Source organism: Porphyromonas crevioricanis, from assembly GCF_900476255.1.
GTDB lineage: Bacteria > Bacteroidota > Bacteroidia > Bacteroidales > Porphyromonadaceae > Porphyromonas > Porphyromonas crevioricanis.
In genome coordinates, this window is record NZ_LS483447.1 from 1,911,530 (window position 1) to 1,930,047 (window position 18,518).

Annotated in this window: 18 protein-coding genes and 1 other RNA gene; 12 read left to right on the plus strand and 7 right to left on the minus strand. The window is 44.6% G+C overall.

Features of this window, described 5'->3' with window-relative positions; all coding sequences use genetic code 11:
* Positions 1-280: 280 nt before the first annotated feature.
* The 4 genes from DQN70_RS08395 to DQN70_RS08410 are packed head-to-tail and all read left to right on the plus strand — an operon-like array spanning position 281 to position 3,275.
* Entirely contained in the window at positions 281-817 is a 537-nt protein-coding gene (locus tag DQN70_RS08395) for a phosphoribosyltransferase (RefSeq protein WP_023938306.1), read from the plus strand.
* Complete coding sequence (locus DQN70_RS08400; RefSeq protein ID WP_023938308.1) at positions 814-1,392, plus strand: adenylate kinase; 579 nt, start codon at positions 814-816, stop codon at positions 1,390-1,392. Before DQN70_RS08395 ends, DQN70_RS08400 begins: the two co-directional genes overlap by 4 nt.
* 9 nt (positions 1,393-1,401) lie before the next feature.
* Positions 1,402-2,553 carry a GTPase ObgE gene (gene obgE, locus DQN70_RS08405; protein WP_023938310.1) on the plus strand — a complete coding sequence of 384 codons (1,152 nt, stop codon included), beginning with the start codon at positions 1,402-1,404 and terminating at the stop codon, positions 2,551-2,553.
* A 2-nt stretch (positions 2,554-2,555) separates the two neighbouring features.
* Entirely contained in the window at positions 2,556-3,275 is a 720-nt protein-coding gene (locus DQN70_RS08410) for a B3/B4 domain-containing protein (RefSeq protein WP_023938312.1), read from the plus strand.
* A gap of 62 nt (positions 3,276-3,337) precedes the next feature.
* On the opposite strand, the gene DQN70_RS08415 is transcribed toward DQN70_RS08410, so the two are convergent.
* From DQN70_RS08415 to rnpB, 5 genes are all read right to left on the minus strand, one after another.
* Positions 3,338-4,603: a type IX secretion system plug protein gene (locus tag DQN70_RS08415; RefSeq protein ID WP_023941078.1), complete on the minus strand. Its 1,266-nt coding sequence runs from the start codon at positions 4,601-4,603 to the stop codon at positions 3,338-3,340.
* Positions 4,604-4,618: 15 nt separating this feature from the next.
* Positions 4,619-5,551 (minus strand): tRNA (adenosine(37)-N6)-dimethylallyltransferase MiaA, encoded by a 933-nt coding sequence (gene miaA, locus DQN70_RS08420; protein WP_023938315.1) that lies wholly within the window; start codon positions 5,549-5,551, stop codon positions 4,619-4,621.
* A gap of 21 nt (positions 5,552-5,572) precedes the next feature.
* A complete protein-coding gene (locus DQN70_RS08425; protein ID WP_023938316.1) occupies positions 5,573-6,139 on the minus strand; it encodes an IS1096 element passenger TnpR family protein in 567 nt (188 codons plus the stop codon).
* Positions 6,140-6,191: 52 nt separating this feature from the next.
* The gene (locus DQN70_RS08430) at positions 6,192-7,616 is read right to left on the minus strand and encodes a YihY/virulence factor BrkB family protein (RefSeq protein ID WP_023941080.1); all 1,425 of its coding nucleotides are present in this window, start codon (positions 7,614-7,616) and stop codon (positions 6,192-6,194) included.
* A 62-nt stretch (positions 7,617-7,678) separates the two neighbouring features.
* An RNA gene (gene rnpB / locus DQN70_RS08435) (RNase P RNA component class A) lies at positions 7,679-8,053 on the minus strand.
* Positions 8,054-8,950: 897 nt separating this feature from the next.
* Here rnpB and DQN70_RS08450 point away from each other — a divergent pair.
* The 3 genes from DQN70_RS08450 (at position 8,951) to DQN70_RS08460 (ending at position 11,073) form a co-directional block, all read left to right on the plus strand.
* Entirely contained in the window at positions 8,951-9,694 is a 744-nt protein-coding gene (locus DQN70_RS08450) for an outer membrane beta-barrel protein (RefSeq protein WP_023941085.1), read from the plus strand.
* Between the two features lie 44 nt (positions 9,695-9,738).
* Positions 9,739-10,434 (plus strand): porin family protein, encoded by a 696-nt coding sequence (locus tag DQN70_RS08455; protein ID WP_023941086.1) that lies wholly within the window; start codon positions 9,739-9,741, stop codon positions 10,432-10,434.
* A 294-nt stretch (positions 10,435-10,728) separates the two neighbouring features.
* Positions 10,729-11,073 (plus strand): hypothetical protein, encoded by a 345-nt coding sequence (locus tag DQN70_RS08460; RefSeq protein WP_023941088.1) that lies wholly within the window; start codon positions 10,729-10,731, stop codon positions 11,071-11,073.
* Between the two features lie 606 nt (positions 11,074-11,679).
* On the opposite strand, the gene rsmA is transcribed toward DQN70_RS08460, so the two are convergent.
* Positions 11,680-12,486: a 16S rRNA (adenine(1518)-N(6)/adenine(1519)-N(6))-dimethyltransferase RsmA gene (gene rsmA, locus DQN70_RS08465; RefSeq protein ID WP_036887861.1), complete on the minus strand. Its 807-nt coding sequence runs from the start codon at positions 12,484-12,486 to the stop codon at positions 11,680-11,682.
* A gap of 87 nt (positions 12,487-12,573) precedes the next feature.
* Between rsmA and DQN70_RS08470 the strand changes: the two genes are divergently transcribed.
* The 5 genes from DQN70_RS08470 (at position 12,574) to DQN70_RS08490 (ending at position 17,142) form a co-directional block, all read left to right on the plus strand.
* Complete coding sequence (locus tag DQN70_RS08470; protein ID WP_023941094.1) at positions 12,574-13,614, plus strand: lysylphosphatidylglycerol synthase transmembrane domain-containing protein; 1,041 nt, start codon at positions 12,574-12,576, stop codon at positions 13,612-13,614.
* Between the two features lie 36 nt (positions 13,615-13,650).
* Entirely contained in the window at positions 13,651-15,105 is a 1,455-nt protein-coding gene (locus DQN70_RS08475; protein ID WP_023941096.1) for an aminoacyl-histidine dipeptidase, read from the plus strand.
* A gap of 70 nt (positions 15,106-15,175) precedes the next feature.
* Positions 15,176-16,057 (plus strand): ACP S-malonyltransferase, encoded by an 882-nt coding sequence (fabD, locus tag DQN70_RS08480; RefSeq protein WP_023938551.1) that lies wholly within the window; start codon positions 15,176-15,178, stop codon positions 16,055-16,057.
* Between the two features lie 465 nt (positions 16,058-16,522).
* The gene (locus DQN70_RS08485; RefSeq protein ID WP_023941098.1) at positions 16,523-16,801 is read left to right on the plus strand and encodes a helix-turn-helix domain-containing protein; all 279 of its coding nucleotides are present in this window, start codon (positions 16,523-16,525) and stop codon (positions 16,799-16,801) included.
* A 2-nt stretch (positions 16,802-16,803) separates the two neighbouring features.
* Positions 16,804-17,142 (plus strand): helix-turn-helix domain-containing protein, encoded by a 339-nt coding sequence (locus tag DQN70_RS08490; RefSeq protein WP_036889437.1) that lies wholly within the window; start codon positions 16,804-16,806, stop codon positions 17,140-17,142.
* A 1-nt stretch (position 17,143) separates the two neighbouring features.
* Here DQN70_RS08490 and DQN70_RS08495 read toward each other — a convergent pair whose 3' ends face one another.
* Positions 17,144-18,487, minus strand: a complete 1,344-nt coding sequence (locus tag DQN70_RS08495; RefSeq protein WP_081711910.1) for a T9SS type A sorting domain-containing protein — start codon at positions 18,485-18,487, stop codon at positions 17,144-17,146.
* Between the last annotated feature and the right edge of the window lie 31 nt (positions 18,488-18,518).

Here is an 18,518-nt window from a genome sequence, read left to right on the forward strand (position 1 = left end):
CAAAAGCTTTATTGCTTTTGACGCTCTCATTGGGTGCTTCCCGGAAAGAATACCGAGCAATCGACAAAAAGATACCGAGGCTTACAAAAAACAGGTCCATTCCCAACTCCGGTGAAACTCAACAGGAATCCAATGCACCGACAGTTTCTCCCCAAAGCTCCAGGGACAGAGTCTGGAATAAAATACAACTCTCCCTCTCTGGGAAGTCGCAGTCGAGCAAAACAAGGCAGACGCTCTCTTTTTAACTACCTTTGTGAGGCAATGATAGTTATATTACTCCATGAAAGAAATTCGGCTAAAGGATAAAGTATTCGAGTTATATATCTCCTCCGAAGAGATCAACAAAGCATTAGATCGTATGGCAGAAGACATTAGACGGGATTTGGGAGACCAAAACCCTCTCTTCGTCTGCATCATGAATGGCTCGTTTATGTTTGCATCAGAGCTGATGCAGAGACTCAATGATGGCTATGAAGTTGCCTTTGCTCGCTACTCCTCATACAGCGGTACTTCCTCAACATTCGAGCTCAAGGAAGTAATGCCGGTAACACAGTCTCTGGAGGGACGCACAGTGGTGATACTCGAAGACTTGATCGATACCGGATTCACAATGATGAATGTCAAAAGACGCTTCTACGAATTGGGGGCCAAACAGGTTGTGATAGCAGCCATGCTTTGCAAACCTGATGCCAAGAAATGCGATGTAGAGACGGATTATATCGGGCTCAATATTGCCAACGAATTTATCGTAGGACACGGATTGGACTATGATGATTTGGGACGCATGTATAACGACATTTATAAGATAAAAGAATGAGAATCGTTATTATCTTCGGAGCCCCCGGTTCGGGCAAGGGGACTCAGAGCGAGTTGTTAATCTCGCATTATGGATACAACCACATTTCCACAGGCGATCTGTTAAGAGCCGAAATAGCCCAAAATACAGAGCTTGGACAGATAGCCAAGACGTACATTGATCAGGGGCAGCTTGTTCCTGACTCCACTATCATAGGAATGATCGAACATGTGCTGGAAGCCCATAAGGATGCCAAGGGGATCATTTTCGATGGGTTCCCACGCACAGTAGCGCAAGCCGATGCTCTCTGCGATCTCTTAGGGAAACACGGCACACAAGTAGATCTGATGATAGAATTGGAAGTACCGGAGAAGGTGCTTATCGAGCGCATTCTGGAAAGAGGAAAGGCCTCGGGACGATCCGATGACAATCTGGATACCGTAAACAAGCGTCTCTCCGTCTACTACGACCAAACAGCCTCTATTGCGGACTACTACAAGAAGAAAGGCAAACACCGCAGTGTAGACGGGGTTGGCACAATAGAGCAGATTGCCGAACGCATACGCAAAGAGATAGACCAGCTAAACAGCAACTAAGACAGGCATATGGCCAAAGGCAGCAACTTTGTAGACTACGTCAAGATTTATTGTCGTTCGGGCAAAGGAGGACGAGGCTCTCGACACTTTCGACGTGAGAAATATATCCCCAAAGGAGGTCCCGATGGTGGCGATGGAGGACGTGGAGGACATGTATATATCCGAGCCAACCGCAACTATTGGACCTTATTACATCTAAAGTTCGATAGACACATCTTAGCAACGAACGGGATGTCGGGAGGAGCAAACAAATGCACCGGATCGGATGGAGAAGACAGGGTGATAGAAGTACCGCTCGGAACAGTGATATACAATGCCGAAGATGGTAGTTACATCGCTGATCTTAAAGAACATGGCCAAGAGATACGATTGCTAAAAGGAGGCAAAGGAGGTAAGGGAAATACCTTTTTTAAGTCTTCGACCAACCAAGCTCCACGGTACGCCCAACCCGGAGAACCTTCACAGGAACTCACGATCATCCTGCAGCTGAAAATGTTGGCAGATGTAGGCTTGGTCGGTCTACCCAATGCAGGAAAATCAACCCTTATATCCGTACTTACGGCTGCCAAGCCAAAAATAGCAGACTACCCTTTCACAACCCTTGAGCCAAGTTTGGGTATCGTAGCCTACCGGGATGGGAAATCTTTCGTAATGGCGGATATCCCCGGTATCATAGAAGGAGCCGCAGAGGGAAAAGGTTTAGGCCTGGAGTTTTTGCGTCACATAGAGCGCAATGCTACATTGCTAATAATGGTACCAGCCGACACCGAGCATATTGGAAAAGAATACGAAACGCTTATAAAAGAGCTGACACAATATAATCCTGAGCTTGCCCATAAGCACCGTGTACTCGCTGTTACTAAGTGCGACCTGATAGACGAAGAGTTGCAGGAAATGCTTTGTGAAGATCTCCCAACAGATTTACCCGTCGTCTTCATCTCCTCCGTTGCTCAAAAAGGCTTGGATAAGCTAAAGGATCTCCTGTGGGAAACACTTAGCAAAGAGAGTCTACACGAACCCGATGAAATTATCAAGCAAAACTTAGACCTCACCAAGATCGTATGGGAAGAAGACGAAGAGCTGACCCCTCCGGAAAACGAAATTGAGGATGATGATTGGGAGGAAGATGACGATTTGATAGAAGTAGACTGGGAAGATTGACAATGCCTAAGACATTAACTTTCGATCAGTTTTTCATCGAGCGAGTTCCGGAGTTTCGTGTATCTGTGACTGTGGCAAGAGGTTTGACTGAGAGGGGCGAGACCTCCCCTACGGTGGAACAGCTATTGAAAGAAGCGGGAGATCTCCTAAAGCAGAGATACGAAACAGCCGAAATAAAGCAGCGTGCGGCCATTGCTGCTACAAGGAAAGCCTACAAAGCTTTGGGCAAAGATCCCAATCGCTACAGACCTGCAGCCGAGCAACTTTGTCGCAGACTCACATTAGGACATGGGCTATACTTTGTCAATCCACTGGTAGACATAGGCAATGTAATCTCAATTACCACCGGCTTCTCTATCGGAGTTTTTGATTACAGTGCTGTGGGTGGTAACGTCTTGTTGCGAAGAGGAACGGCCGAAGACGAGTTCGAGGGAATCGGACGTGGCACACTTAATATAGAAGGTCTGCCGACCTATGTGGATGAACAAGGCCCGTTTGCTACTCCCACAAGCGACCACGAACGAACCAAAGTAAGAGAGGAAACACGAGATACACTCATTTTCATTAATGACTTCGGAGCAGAGAAGCTGCCGGACGGTAGAAACAGGCTGGCATTGGCTGCGGATACACTGGCAGAGATGTTGCGATCCCTCTACCTCGAAGTTTCAATCCTGCAAACAACTCTCTCGGGAACATCACCCAATCCCCTTTCTATTCCTTAAAAAAAGAAATCACTACGATTCTCCTCCCCCTCCGGGAATCTTCTTTCCCGGATGTACCTCCCTCATAACCCCATGTAGCGCTGAACAGTAGCGCCAACGATACGGTAGGAATCCTCGTTAGGAGAATCAGCCACGACAAAAGCCGTGTATGTGTTGCTGGTCTGCCGATGTTCTCCTCCCATGTGATGAAGTAAACCGGAACGATCTTGAGCTGTGTAGGCATATTCTACATAACCCTGCTTGAGAAGAACAGAGCAATAGGCAGTGCCATTACGCTCATCTATCTGCATAGTCGTCTTTTCGGGGAAAAAACAGAAAGCCTCCCCAGCAAGCCGGAAGACACATCCAGACCGAAGTTCTGGTTTGACCGGCTCGTATTCGAGAGCAAAATGAACAGTATAGTATTCTCCCTCCAACTCTGGAAGTGATACACCATAGGCCATGGAGCGGATTTTTCTTTTTCCATCCAAATCCGGCTGGAAAATATAAGGTCTATCTATTCTGTTGTGCCCCATCGGCAAATAAACATGATAACCATTGGAGGCCAATACCACGCTATCGATCCCTAACATGGAACCGGAGGAAATGTCCAGCAAATCGAAATGTTCGTATTCACTGCCGCCTCTAAAGATGGCCGCCCGTCTGGCATCGTACACGATCTTATCCGAATGAATCTGGGAAGGAATGGAAAGCTCCCTGTAATCTTCGGCATAGTTTTTCCAGACTTCCACTGTGATGTCTTGCGGATTTTTTAGCAGCTTGGAGTCTTCGTCTTGTACGGTTACCGCAACTTCTTGATCTTGCGAAAGATCTCCCTCGATATTGAAAGACTGAAACTCCAAATCTACATCCAGAAATGGCTCTACTACAGTGAATGGGACACGCACAAGTCCCTCTCCTCTCGAATAGTCTGTATCATTGCTATATACCTCCAAAATATAGAACCCACTCATCAGAGGACTTACCTTTTCGTTCGGGATCTGTATTTCATAATGGACATATGGGATACGAGTCGAACGAGAATGCCTACCGCCGGAAACTTCTACCGGCCATGAATTGCTGAGGTACTGTATTGGAGGCAACTCGGCTTCTTCTCCTTTCGGTAGTCTGTAAATACGATAGTAGAGAGACACATCATCATCCCCGATCAAATCAAAACCGATATCAATATGCTCCTCCGAATTCAAATGATAGTAGACTACCGGCCGCTCTTGAGATGTGCCCAACAATCTGGTCTGTACTCCTGCAACTTGTCTCTTTTCCTGAGCAACAGAAGTAAAAGAGACAAACAGCAGCACAACGTTGAGCAGTAAAACTCTAATTGCCATATCTTCCCAGTTGTTCTATGTAGGCGATTGAGCTTCCAGCAGCTCCTCTATAATCTTCATTGCGGAAGCATCCTCCCTTATCTTTACAAAATTCATTTCAGGATCCCGTCTCCACCAAGCCAATTGTTTGCGAGCATAGTGGCGACTATTTCTCCGTATCAAATCCACCGCCTCGTCAAGGGTAATTTGCCCATCAAAATAGGCAAACATTTCTTTGTATCCGAGGGTATTCAAAGCATTGAGCGAACGATACGGCCACACGGCCCGGGCTTCCTCTTCCAGCCCCTGCGTCATCATTAAATCGACGCGCTGGTTAATGCGTCGATACAGCTGTTCGCGCTCCATCGTGAGACATATCTTGAGTGTATCGAAGGGACGTTTTACGGATTTGTGCGTATGGAAAGAGGAGTATGGCTTGCCCGAGGCATGAAACACCTCCAAGGCATGGATAATGCGCTTGTGATTGCGAGGATCTATCCGTTTCAGATATTCCGGATCAACACGAAAAAGCTCTTCGGCAAGGGGTTCGACTCCTTCTGTCTCGAACCTACGCCAAAGAGCTGAGCGAAGCTCTTGAGGAATAGATGGGATGAAATCTATTCCGCTACAAACCGCATCTACATACATCATCGAACCTCCACAGAGGAGCTGTTTTGTTTTTTCTCTAAATAAGAGAGGTAAAAGCTTCAGAACGTCAGTTTCGTAGTCAGCTGCACTGTAAGCCTCCCATACATCTCTGCAGCCTACAAAATAATGGGGAACGGCAGCCAAATCCGCTGGGGAAGGGGCTGCCGTTCCTATGGGAATTTGTTTGTATACTTGGCGAGAATCAGCTGAGACAATGCTACATCCAATCTTCTGAGCCAAAGTCAAAGCCAAAGCCGACTTGCCAATCCCGGTAGGTCCGGTGAGCACAATCAATAACGGGCGATCGGCCTGTGTACTCATACGACTTGTCTCTTGCTGTATTCAAAGAAGATCAGCTGAGTCGGCTGGTATTTCGTCCAAATTGAAGAGTTCGTCTTCGTTGTAAGCCTCATCTCCATAGAAATCTTCGTCTCCCAGTTCGTCAGCCGTATTTGTGGTTGCAGTATGAGTTGCGACACTCCGCATTCCGGCTAATTCGATAGTAGAGGTCTGCTTGGGAGCATCACCTTGCGATAGAATACAAATAGGCTTGTCAAGGGTTTCGCGAGTGATCAATTCTACCACCTTCATGCAGAAGTAACGTTCGGAAAGCATATCATAGACGAATATCAACTGCTGGCCAACCTCTTCTATCAAGTCCTCTAAACGGGTTTCGTCCATTACGTATTCATCCATATCGCTGGAGCTACCCATGGGGATTTGTGTGATCTCCTGTTCTTTTTGCCAATCTTGGTCACAGATAAAGAAAGAACTCATTTCTTTATCACTGTAGCCACAACAATCCATGATAGCAGTATGCAGATCGGCAAAAGTAGCATCGGTATTGATTTTGATCTCGCGACGGAAGTTGTCCACTTCTTCGCTTACTAATATGATCCTGTATAGCATGAGAGCTTGAGAATTTAGTTATGTATGAAAGATTGATAAATATCCAGTAGTATTAAGATCCGCTGACATAGCGAAGGTCTCTGAGTAAGGTCTGATTTTCAATCGAAGTAAAACCTGCTCTGGAAGCCAAAACAGCCTGCCAAAGCTCACGGTAGACACCCTCATTATCTACTCTGAAACGCTCACTGCCGAAGCTATCTATACGCTGCATCAAATAGCCAACAGTGAGAATATCGGGAGCCAAGGCAGGATGGTAATGTCCGACCTCTCGCTCTTGTTTGTAGAAAACCTCTATGATAATGCCCATTTTGAGCAGTCTGCGAATAATATTTGAGGTCAATTTGATTGGGATTTTGCACTCTGCCGAAATTTCTTCGGCTGTATAAGGCTCATTGTTCTGGACATTGTCGAAACGTTGAACGATGCGCGAAGCAACCAGTATAGTCAGAAAATCCAAGTAACGCCGGGAAATCGAGCGAGCGTCTTGCTCAAAGGCAAAGTTTCGTACATTCTGTATCGAAAAAGCCAACTGCGCCCCAAAAAGACAAATTGCCCAAGAAACTTGGATAAACATGAACATCAAGGGGATAGCAGCAAAACTACCATAGATAGCGTTGTATTTAGAAATCCATATAACCCCATTGATATACAAAGCCTGCAGCACCTGAAATGCTATTCCGGCCAAAACTGCCGATATAAGCGCAGGAAAAAACTTGACCTTCGTATTCGGCAAAGCCATATAAGAGGCTGTGAAAATGAATATGATGATAAAGAAAGGGGTCAGGTTGAGAAAAAACTCCAAGGCCGGAGCAATCAAACCGTACTGCATGGGCAATGCTGATCGAACGGTAGACATCACCAGGGTAAGACCGGAAGAAAAAGTAATCAGGATAGGGATGATGATAAAAATGGCGAGATAATCCACAATCCGACGTCCCCACGGTCTGGACGAACTACATTGCCAAATTCGATTGAAAGTATCCTCGATAGACACAATTAGAGAGATCACCGTATAGAGCAAAATCACCAGACCAATACCAACAAATACTCCTCCCTGAATTTGAGAGAAATAGTTATCGACAAACCCCATGATCTTATTCAGCTCTTGGTGGTGAGAAGGCAGATAGGTGTATAGAAAATTCGATAAGAGTTGCTGTATCCCAAAACCCTTGGCTATCCCGATAAGCACAGCCAACATGGGTACAATAGAAAGGATTGTATCGTAGGTCAAAGCAGAAGCTTTAGAGAAAAGGCCGTCATCTATAAAAGCCTTGGCAGATACACATACCGGGCGCAGAATACGTGCCAATACCCCTCTCATTCCCCTCAATTCATCATCCCGCAAACGCCACATATCGCGAGTAATGAAACGAATGCTTACCAATATCCATACCCAGACATAATGCAGCTTGGAATGTTTTTTGGGGAGATTTTCCCGAGACAATCCTTCGGATCGTTTATTCGACTTCTTAGACATTTGCGCTAAACTAACATACTTAGGTAGAGATGGAACACTCCCGGAAGGCAATGTACAAAAAAGAGAGCAGTAGACCTATAAGCCGGGTTCTGTACCACTTGACTTCCTCGAAGCAATAAGCGGTGTCTGTCATTTATCTGTTCGTCGAGTCTCCTCGCGAATCAAGCGATCTACCCCCCAACCTCAGGCGAGCAACCCTCAAACGTTGGTATACATGATCTTACAACCCACAAGGCGTACGGCCAGAGCCATCGCTGACCCTGCCGGTGAGCTCTTACCTCACCTTTTCACCCTTACCATGGCAAGCCATGGCGGTTCTTCTCTGTTACGCTACTCTGCCCTCACGAACGGCTACCCGTTAGGTAGTGTGGTGCTCTACGTTGCCCGGACGTTCCTCCCCAACTCTCTAAAGTCGGAGCGACAGACCGGTCTACTGCTTTTCTTTTTTATTCCAGAGCAAAGATACAAACGGACTCCGGGAATACAATTAGAGATAGGCCCTTATGAATGAGACGGGCTATGTCAAAATCGGATTTTGCCTCAGCCTCATCTTTGTTTGGGAGGCAAGCCAAAGCCTTTCCTCAATACGCAATGCACGGACAGATCAAAAAGGCTGTTACAGCTGCTTTCCACGAAAACGTTATATCCTCATGGCAGTCCTTCTCATGAGCCCGGCAAAGAGCAGCCGAATGATCGAGATGAAGTCAAGAAGCTCTTTTTTGCCCCTCTCAAAGTGATATGTTTTGTAAATTCCGCTTGGAACGGGAATCGGGAAAAAAGGGGGAAAAAAGACCTCTCTATATGGGTAGACACACCTCCCTTTTAGGCACTTCAGATTGGTCTCCCAGAACATCGATGAATAGGGCATTCTGAGAGGGTCAAAATTCTCTCCTGAGAAAAATTTTGCTCTCTCCTGTGTTAGCGAAAATTCTCTCAGGAGAGAATTTTTGTTTTCTCCCGTGTCAGCAAAAAATACCTCCCGTCAGCATCAAAAAGGGAGAGAAAACCCTCAGAAAAAGCCCCTCTATTTGGGTGGAAAAACATAGGGCAAAGAAAATATATTTATATAATAATATACGTAACAACACTTTTCAATTAGACTTCTCAATTAGTAATTTTCGAGGTTTGCATATTCCAGCACCAAGAGCAATATCACTTTACAACTTGCTCGTATCGGTTCTTTATTTTATGTTTGCTCATAGTTTTTGTATTCGGGTGTGGATGCAAGATTTGACCAAGAGGGCGATGAGGTTACTACTCCAGAAAGACTAGCCTCAACAAAAAGAGATTCACATCCGTTGTGTTTGTGATATTGAAGAAGAATCGATAAGAGTATGAAGAAGTCGATATTAATTTCCGTCCTTTTTGCAGCTTTTGTAGGTACAACTGGTGCTCAAAACAAATTTCAGTTTAGGGCAGATGCGAACTTGAGTGCAAGCAAAATGCTCGTAAGTAATGCAGGAGAAGTTTTTGAAAATGGCTCTAAGCCGAGCAAACAATATCGATTCTCTGCTGGGGTGGATATTCCTTTGGGAACAGTTCTCTACCTCAATACAGGACTGACCTTCGCCACGAAAGGTGGCGAATTACAATATGATCTCCTCAAATTAGGAGTAAAAGAAGGGCTTATAAAAGTTCGGACAAAACAGGTGCAATTACCGGTCAATTTGGGATTTCGGTTAGCATTGGGGGATCTACTCGGGTTTTCGTTACAAGCCGGCCCGTACCTAAGTTACGCTCTCTCCGGAGAGGCTAACTTCACATCTCATTTGGGCACCAACTACACAATAGGTCTCTACAGAGAATACAGCAAAGAAGAGCTTGACAATCTGGGGTTATTGATCAAAAAAGCAATCAAAAACAACGAATCATTGGCCAATCGTTTTGATTTAGGAATAGGTGCAATAGCCATAGTGGATATAGCCCGCTTTTACATACAGATAGGAGCCGAATATGGCCTCTTCAATATGCTCAACAGAGATGCCTTGGGAGACCAAATCAAAGCACTCAACAAAAAGAGCAATTCTCTGTCTATCAACAACATTAGCAGCCACATTGGTTTAGGAATACGTTTCTAAATAACCCTTTTAGTTTGAAGTAAAAATTTAATCCAAAACAGATCATGAAAAAAATTCTTTTATCCGCAGCCCTGGTGTTGGGCTCTGTAGCAGCAGCAAATGCTCAAATTGGGTTCAAAGCTGATGCGAACCTCGGCTTCAGTAACATTGACATTAATGTTTCGCAGATAAGTCCTAAAATGATTCCGGGATATCGTGTGAGCGGAGCCGTAGAAATACCCTTTGCAGGGGATGTGTCCACAGGGCTATTCTACTTCTCCCCTGGGCTTACAGTGTTAAGCAAAGGAGCAAAGGCAGAAGCAAAGAGCTTAGCACCAGGCACCAAAATAGAAGCAACAGCAAGACCACATTATCTACAAGTACCCCTGCAGTTGGGAGCTCGCTTCCGTTTTGCAGAAAACATGGGTGTTTCTCTGCAATTTGGGCCATACTTGTCATACGGATTTGCCGGCAAAGCGAAAGCAGAATTGACAAATTCAAGAGGTAAGATAGAAGAGGACATCAATTTGTTCGAGGACTCATTTATCTTGGACGGTAGTTTCAAGGTTAAAGCTCCCCTCGAACGCTTTGACTACGGAGCAACGATTCAAGCTGCACTTGAGTTTTCTCGCTTCTATGCTCAAGTGGGAACAGACATCGGGTTTGCCAATGTTGCCAGCGATACCAACAAAGAGACTTTGGGGAAAGAAAACAAAATAAAGAACTACGACTTCTTTGTAGGAGTCGGTATCAGATTCTAAGTTTTGCGAATTGGGATGAGATATCGTATGCCTTGATCTCCCCCAAATGGAAAAACAGCTCAATCGACACGACAGTGTTGATTGAGCTGTTTCAATTAGCCTGAATTCTGTTGTAGTATTGTACTCACTTTGCACAAGCTATAAACTATAACAAATCAACCAGCACTCTATCTAATAATGTACCTTCAAAAAGTCAGATACACCGGAAATGTGTAACCCGGTTTTCTGTTCTGAAAAATCTGTTTTCGGAAAGCTACGTCCCCTTTTATTGTAGCCATGTTTTATCAATAAAACATGAAAAAGATTCTTCTATTCACAGTCTTTCTTTTGGGATCTGTAGTTATAACAAATGCCCAAATCAAGTTCAAAGTAGATGCAAACTTGAGTTTTAGCAGTTGGGATATCAATTTTCTTGGAGCAAACCCCAAGAAAATTCCAGGTTACCGTGTAAACGGAGTAGTGGAAATGCTCTTTGCAGGCAAAGAAACTACAGGGTTGTACTATTCCTCCCCCGGGCTTTCTATTTTGGGCAAAGGAGCAAAAATCAAAGAGCAAGGGATAACGATGGACCTTGAAGAAGGGGTAATGGAATTGACGATGCGTCCCCATTATCTACAAATCTCTCTGCAATTGGAGTAAGATTCAGATTCCCAAATAACTTAGGGTTTTCGTTGCAATTTGGTCCATATCTACATACAGTTTCGCTAGTAAGGCCAAACTAATAGAAACCGAACTATACTCCAAGGAAAAGAAAATCATAGAATTTGACTTGTTTGAGGGGAAAAGTTAGAAGACGAGAAAATCAAACCTGCCTTCACGAGGTTCGATTTTGGAGGAATAGTTCAGGTCTCTTTTGAGTTTTCTCACTTCTACACTCAAGCAGGTACAGACTTCGGTATTGCCAATATTGCAAAAAGTATAGATATAGATAATGTAAGAATTAAGAATAAAGAACTCTGACTTTTTCTTGGGTCTTGGGGTCAGGTTCTAAATGACTTCTCAGGAAAGGAAGATGATTATCATCCTTATCTTGTAGCTAACAAAAAACGGCGGTGTGTCATAATACGTAAACTGCCTTGTCTCTTGCGACATTCGGCTTCGGTTACATACTCCACGGTATGCTCCCTTCAGTCTCAGCCTTAGTACCTCACATTCTTCGCATTCTAATATACCTAAACGGGGCTGTGGCAAAATTTGATTTTTGCCACAGCCCCGTTTGGGTATAACAATAATAACTTGCGCTATTCAATCTTGAGGTGAACCAATGAGCAAGGTCAATTCAACAAAATCTTCCACAGATAATTGCTCAGGACGTTTGTTCAGTAGCTCTACGAGCAAAGATTTTTCTTCGGGTGGTAAAAGCGATTTCAGTGAATTGCGCAAAGTCTTACGTCTTTGGTTAAAAGCAGTCTTCACAACCTGCTTAAACAAAGCCTCGTCACAACCCAAGGTCTGTCGGTCATTTCTACGAAGTCTAATCACCCCACTCTTCACTTTGGGAGGAGGAGAAAATACATGTTCATCCACCGTAAACAAATATTCCACATGATACCAAGCCTGCAGCAATACAGACAGAATTCCATAGGCTTTCGGTCCGGGAGGAGAGGCCAAACGTAGAGCGACCTCCCTCTGCAACATACCCGTACAAAGAGGTATTTGATCCTTATAATCAAGCAAGCGGAAAAATATTTGAGAAGAGATGTTGTAGGGGTAATTGCCTGTAAGACAGAAATGCTGTCCCTTTGGAAAAAGTGTTTTCAAATCCAGACGAAGGAAGTCGGCCTCTAAAAATCGGCCATCCAAGCCGGGGAAACGTTGGTGTAAATAAGCGATACTTTCTCTGTCCAACTCTACGGCATAGAGATCATGTCCTTTCTTTAGCAAGAAATCAGTAAGGACTCCCATACCTGGGCCAATTTCCAAGACTGGCATCTGCCCTACAGCCTCATCGGCAGTCGATGCAATACGCTCTGCTACAGACAAGTCTGTGAGAAAATGTTGCCCCAAATGCTTCTTAGCCCTAACGAGTCCCTTATCTTTCAAATTGTACATATCTTTGTGGTACTGGATGTGCGAAGATACCACTATTACGCCGCTGCGCTAATCTTGGGAGGTCCGGTAGCAAAGAAAATTTAAGGTATGAAGCAAACGAACAGCCCTAAAGTCTCCCCGCTGCGGTCATTGACCAAAGTCATCATCCCGCTCTGTTTTGGAGTACTTATATTGTGGCTGGTCTATCGCAATTTAGATTTAGAGGAAGTTCGAGAAGCTCTAAACCGAGGTTTTAACATCTGGTATATCCTCCTCTCTCTCTTCTTTGGCTTGGCGGCCAATGTGGTAAGAGGTTTGCGCTGGCAGCTTCTTATTGAACCGGTCGCCACCCCCAAACCCAAGGCTCTCAATGCAGTACTAACAACCCTCGGCACTTACACAGTGAATATGGCCCTCCCCAGAGCAGGGGAGCTCTGGCGCTGCGCAGAAGAAGGGCGTTACGAACGCTTACCCTTCGCTCAACTTCTGGGAACTCTTTTCATGGATCGCATCATGGACTTGGTGGTTGTAGGATTAATATTTCTGGGAGTATTGCTTGGAGCCGGAGACTTCCTTTTCCGTTTTTTTGCTGATAATCAGTCCTCTTTTGGTGTTCCCGGTATTGCTACTATCTTCAGTTCCATGTGGCTCTATGTAGGATTTGTTATTCTTGTTGTGGGAGCCCTTGTGAGTTACAAATACCTGCGACAGACCAAGCCGATGAAAAAACTCATCGAAATGGTATCGAAGGTCATTCAAGGTCTCTACTCCATTTGGCATATGAAGCGCAAGTGGCTATTCCTTCTCTACACCGTACTTCTTTGGCTGGGATACTTCTTGTACTTCTACACGACTTTCTTTGCCTTTGGCTTCACCTCCAACTTGGGCATTGGTGTTGGATTGGTAGCCTTCACAATGGGTAGTATTGCCATGGCCGTACCGGTGCAAGGTGGTATTGGGGCGTGGCACTTCATGGTTATCAATACACTCACTTCTTACGGAATAGCAAAAGTCGATGCGGCTACATTCGCATTGGTTGTTCATACAATACAAACCCTATGGATTACGATTGTAGGGTTCGTGGCAATCATGCTTCTGCCTCTTGTGAACAAAGGCTACAACCGAGTCTCATCGCATCCAGAAGTCTAGTACACACAAAAACAATCTTAATAAATCGATTTTGTTATGGCTACAGAGATCAAATCACTCCAACCGGCAGCCGTATGGTCGTATTTCTACGAGCTTACTCAGATTCCTCGTCCGACATTTCATTGTAAAGAGGTCGGCGAATATATTTATCAAGAGGGATTGAGATTGGGACTGGAAACTCACAGGGATGATATCGGCAATGTGATCATCCGCAAACCTGCTACTCCTGGGATGGAGAATAAGCCGGTTGTCACTCTTCAGGCACACATGGACATGGTACCGCAGAAAAACTCAGATGTAAACCACAACTTCGAGAGCGACCCGATAGATGCCCATATAGACGGAGAATGGGTAAAGGCCAAAGGAACGACACTCGGGGCTGACAATGGCATAGGAGTGGCTTATGCTCTGGCGATTATGGCAGACAAAACTCTCAAGCATGGCCCAATCGAAGCTCTGATTACTGTAGATGAAGAAGTGGGTATGGACGGAGCGAATAATTTGCAACCGGGGTTCTCTCGCGGAAACATCCTACTCAATATAGACTCGGAAGTAGAGGGTTCTCTCTTTGTAGGCTGTGCCGGAGGAGTCGACGTAAATGTCTCTCTCGAATACAAAGATGATTGTCCTGTACCTAATTCAGATACAGGAGTTAGACTAAGCCTGAAAGGGCTCAAAGGAGGACATTCAGGAGTAGATATACATCTGGGCAGAGCCAATGCCAATAAGTTGATGTGCCGATTCCTCAAAGAGGCAATAGAGTTTTATGGAGCACGCCTGTCTTGGCTTGATGGAGGGTCTCTGCGAAATGCAATACCTCGAGAAGCAACAGCAGTTATTACATTGCCCAACGAAGATGTGGCAGGACTTTGGGAATTGGTATCCGATTATCAAGATCTCTTCCGTCAGGAGTATAAAGGGATTGAAGACAAAATCTCTTTCACAGCCGAACGAGTAGAATGTCCCGAACATCTCATTCCCGAGGAAATCCAAGATGCACTGGTCAATGCAGTAGAAGCCTGTGTCAATGGTCCAATATCCATGTTGCACGATTTCCCAGGCACAGTAGAATCAAGTACCAATCTGGCCAAGATAAAGGCTGCAAATGGAAAAATAGAGCTCTGTTTCCTTGTACGGAGTTCCAGTGAATCTCGAAAAATGTGGGTGGCTTCCGCCATCGAAAGTGCTTTCCGCTTGGGTGGCTTTGCCGTCGAATTTGACGCAGCTTACAATGGTTGGCAACCAAACATCGAAAGCCATGCTCTTGAGGTGATGAAAAAAAGCTCTGCCAAAATATTTGGCTACGAACCCAATGTATTGGTGATGCACGCTGGATTGGAGTGTGGGATCATTCAAGGAGTAATGCCGGACATGGATATGATCTCGGTAGGCCCCGAAATACGTCACCCACATTCTCCAGACGAAAAAGTTCACATCGAGTCTGTAGAACGGGTATGGCGTGTATTAGTGAACGCATTAGAACAGTTCTAACGAATCTCAAACATAAAGTCGGCTTGGAGCTGATGAAACCTTTTTACAATGGACTAAAAACCACATCAAGATGAAAACAGCTTATGTTTTCCCCGGACAGGGGGCACAATTCGTAGGAATGGGGAAAGACCTCTACGAACAAAATGATATCGCTCGTGGCCTATTTGATACAGCCAATAAGCAACTTGGGTTCAATATCACAGACATCATGTTTGCCGGTACAGCCGAGGAACTCAAACAGACCAAAGTGACTCAACCTGCAGTTTTCTTGCATTCAGTTGCTCTGGCTCTCTCTATGGGAGAGGAACTCAAGCCAGATATGGTGGCCGGACACTCTCTGGGAGAATTCTCTGCTTTGGTTGCTGCTGGAGCTTTGACGTTTGAGGAGGGACTGAATCTGGTGAGTCGTCGTGCTCAAGCCATGCAAAAAGCTTGTGAAATATGTCCCTCCACCATGGCAGCCATCTTGGGGCTACCTGATGAACAAATCAAAGAAATCGTAGCACAAGTAAAGGATACAGTGGTGGCAGCCAACTTCAACTGTCCTGGGCAAGTAGTCATATCAGGAACAATAGAGGGAGTGGATACTGCCTGTGAACTCCTCAAGGCAGCAGGAGCCAAGAGAGCTCTCAAATTAGCCGTGGGAGGAGCTTTCCATTCTCCGTTGATGGAACCTGCACGCGAAGAATTAGCATCAGCTATCGAGCAGGCCAAATTCAACAAACCAATTTGCCCTATATACCAAAATGCAACAGCAGCTCCTTCTTCTGATCCGTCAGAGATCAAGGAACACCTTATTGCTCAACTCACAGCTCCAGTACGTTGGACAGAGAGTGTAGAGCATATGATTGCCGATGGAGCTACCAAATTTATCGAATTGGGTCCGGGAGCAGTATTACAAGGATTGGTAAAGAAAATAGACCGTTCCATCGAAGTTGAAGGAAGACAGTAGGCGTAAACTAAGGGATTCAAACAAAACCAAAGAGAGTGCTGTAGCGTTTTGCTCACAGCACTCTCTTTTTTATCGATATAAGACATATAAGACCTTGCATAACACAGTACTCACTACCTCTTCATTATCGATATTCAGGTTTGATTACCTACCCTCTTGAAGTCCGCCTATCCTCCAACCACTTTTGATTTATCGAATTTCTTGATATCTCTACATGCTCGAAGTATGCCTCCTCCTTCTCCTATGTCTGAAAGCTGCGAATAACTGAAAATTCCACTACAAGGAATTCGGAGGAACAGAGAGAAAAGGCAAGGAATCCCTTCTAAAAACAGATAGGTTTTACTTATACATTTGCCTGTAAATTCCTGCGATTTCCTTTGATCTCATCAGGTCAGAGAACAAGGATTTCGGCTGCATACATTTGCACCAAAAAGAGAAAACAACAACAATTAAAACAATATTGATATGAGATTTACAGCCATCGACTCCTCTGCTTGGGAGGAACTGAAAAAGAGCATCGAAGAGTTGGCTCTTTGTATGAGAGAACATTTCGGTACGAAGCCCGAAGTCCCCGATATGTTGCACAACGGGGACATGTGCCGAATCCAGAACATCAGCAAACGGACGATCCAGCACTATCGGGATACTTCCGTGCTGCCCTTTATCCAAATCGGGCATAAATGTTATTACAAACGTGAGGATGTGGAAGCACTCCTTGAAAAGTCGAACCGAAAAATACAATGACTATGGAACACGAAATCGTAAACAAAGAAACACCCGAAATGAAACAACTCATTTCGGGCATTCAAGAAGTAAGCAAGCGTATTCGGGAGATTGCTCAAACGCACCGTCCGCTGTTCGGAGGAGAAATCTATCTCACGGGGCGGGAGGTATGCAAACGCCTTTTCGTCAGCCCCCGCACCTTGCAGGATTATCGCGACAAGGGCATTATTCCCTATACCCAAATCGCAGGGAAAATCCTCTACAAACTTTCCGACATCAACCGACTACTGCTAGAGAACTATAGGAACAAAAACACTCCGAAAGTTTTCTTAAACTTTCGGAGTGTTTTTGTCATTTCATAGATTATCTCTGTCTGACAATAGCAAGTTTCTGAGAACTTCCATTGATTACAATCAGATAGTTGCCTTCTGGAATAGTTCTTACATCGAGATTTAGTATCCCATCGCTACGACATAAGGATTCAATAAGGAGTTTCCCTGAGAGGTCTAAAATACGAACCTCCGTATTTGGAGATACTCCTTGAATAAAAACAAAATCTGTAGCAGGATTGGGCGATATCACAATCTCTGTGTTCGCGACCTGTTGAGCAGATAGCGGACGTCCTGCATATTGAACTTCTTTGCCGTCTTTTGTTTTGGCATAAAATATCCACTGTTTAGATAGAGCTTCTCTAATGTCGTTTTCGTAAGCGAAATTCCCCTCCATTTCATCAGGATCGTCTACTGATACACCACAAGATACAGCATAGCACTTCCCGTTTCCTGGATTGGTGGGGGAGCTGTAATTAGGAAGCTCTTCAATCATTTTTCGCATCTCTTCTCCGTTAATCTTGTTGTGGTAACAATCTATGGAGACAATATCAGGCGTATTGGCAAAACTCAGAGAACTCAATTTGTTATCTGCGCATAAGAGTACCTGAAGCTTAGGAGCACTGACCAAAGCCAAGCTCTCAAGTCCACAAAACGAAACATCTAGAGTACTCAGTTTTTGAAAATTAATCTTCAACGTTCCGCCTAAAGGATTATCCCTCATATAGCACTCCTTCAGATTGATGAGTCCATCAATTTTTAGAGAGCTAATCTTATTGCATTCAGCCTTAACAAATTCCATGTTCTTCAGATTGCGCAAATCCAATTTCGTAAGCAAATTCTTTGAACATTCTAGTCGTTTGAGTTGCTTTAGGTGCTGCACATCTAATTCGCTTAGCTTATTCTCAGAGCATAGTAAGGTCTCCAGTTTCTCATTTTTCTCTAGGTCTAGGAGAGCTATTTCTTGTTTTGAGCAATTGAGATAGACAAGATTCTCAAGAGATGACAGGTCTAGACCTCGAATACTGCCTCCGTTTGAGCCACAATCCAGATGAGTCAAAGAAGGTGCATGCCTCAAATCCAAACTTGTAGCAACAATCTGGTCAAGAGTTAGTCCTAAAATACGAGGAGCACTAATCGTTAGTGTACCCTCAGGATCATCTGAGTAAGGTAAGACACAGACGTACCTACCTTGCTCGTCTACTTTTACTGAGTTTGCTCCTTGTATAGAGACCTCTCCTTCTGCACGAATGGATAGAACAATCTCATCCAACGCTTTTCCTTCGCTCTTCAAGATAATGCTTTCCTTGTTGTCTTGAGCGAATGATAACATACTGCAACACAGGGTTGCAAGTAATATGTAGAGTGTTTTTTTCATATCAATTGAAGCTTAATAGGTTCATTATTCA

Excerpts from the sequence above, each read along its gene's own strand:
- DQN70_RS08475 (WP_023941096.1), top strand. The coding sequence starts at position 13,651 with ATGGCTACAGAGATCAAATCACTCCAACCGGCAGCCGTATGGTCGTAT.
- DQN70_RS08400 (WP_023938308.1), top strand. The coding sequence starts at position 814 with ATGAGAATCGTTATTATCTTCGGAGCCCCCGGTTCGGGCAAGGGGACT.
- DQN70_RS08410 (WP_023938312.1), top strand. The coding sequence starts at position 2,556 with ATGCCTAAGACATTAACTTTCGATCAGTTTTTCATCGAGCGAGTTCCG.
- DQN70_RS08430 (WP_023941080.1), bottom strand. The coding sequence starts at position 7,616 with ATGTCTAAGAAGTCGAATAAACGATCCGAAGGATTGTCTCGGGAAAAT.
- fabD (WP_023938551.1), top strand. The coding sequence starts at position 15,176 with ATGAAAACAGCTTATGTTTTCCCCGGACAGGGGGCACAATTCGTAGGA.
- DQN70_RS08450 (WP_023941085.1), top strand. The coding sequence starts at position 8,951 with ATGAAGAAGTCGATATTAATTTCCGTCCTTTTTGCAGCTTTTGTAGGT.
- obgE (WP_023938310.1), top strand. The coding sequence starts at position 1,402 with ATGGCCAAAGGCAGCAACTTTGTAGACTACGTCAAGATTTATTGTCGT.
- DQN70_RS08415 (WP_023941078.1), bottom strand. The coding sequence starts at position 4,603 with ATGGCAATTAGAGTTTTACTGCTCAACGTTGTGCTGCTGTTTGTCTCT.
- DQN70_RS08485 (WP_023941098.1), top strand. The coding sequence starts at position 16,523 with ATGAGATTTACAGCCATCGACTCCTCTGCTTGGGAGGAACTGAAAAAG.
- DQN70_RS08425 (WP_023938316.1), bottom strand. The coding sequence starts at position 6,139 with ATGCTATACAGGATCATATTAGTAAGCGAAGAAGTGGACAACTTCCGT.
- DQN70_RS08395 (WP_023938306.1), top strand. The coding sequence starts at position 281 with ATGAAAGAAATTCGGCTAAAGGATAAAGTATTCGAGTTATATATCTCC.
- DQN70_RS08455 (WP_023941086.1), top strand. The coding sequence starts at position 9,739 with ATGAAAAAAATTCTTTTATCCGCAGCCCTGGTGTTGGGCTCTGTAGCA.
- DQN70_RS08495 (WP_081711910.1), bottom strand. The coding sequence starts at position 18,487 with ATGAAAAAAACACTCTACATATTACTTGCAACCCTGTGTTGCAGTATG.
- DQN70_RS08490 (WP_036889437.1), top strand. The coding sequence starts at position 16,804 with ATGGAACACGAAATCGTAAACAAAGAAACACCCGAAATGAAACAACTC.
- DQN70_RS08470 (WP_023941094.1), top strand. The coding sequence starts at position 12,574 with ATGAAGCAAACGAACAGCCCTAAAGTCTCCCCGCTGCGGTCATTGACC.
- miaA (WP_023938315.1), bottom strand. The coding sequence starts at position 5,551 with ATGAGTACACAGGCCGATCGCCCGTTATTGATTGTGCTCACCGGACCT.
- DQN70_RS08460 (WP_023941088.1), top strand. The coding sequence starts at position 10,729 with ATGAAAAAGATTCTTCTATTCACAGTCTTTCTTTTGGGATCTGTAGTT.
- rsmA (WP_036887861.1), bottom strand. The coding sequence starts at position 12,486 with ATGTACAATTTGAAAGATAAGGGACTCGTTAGGGCTAAGAAGCATTTG.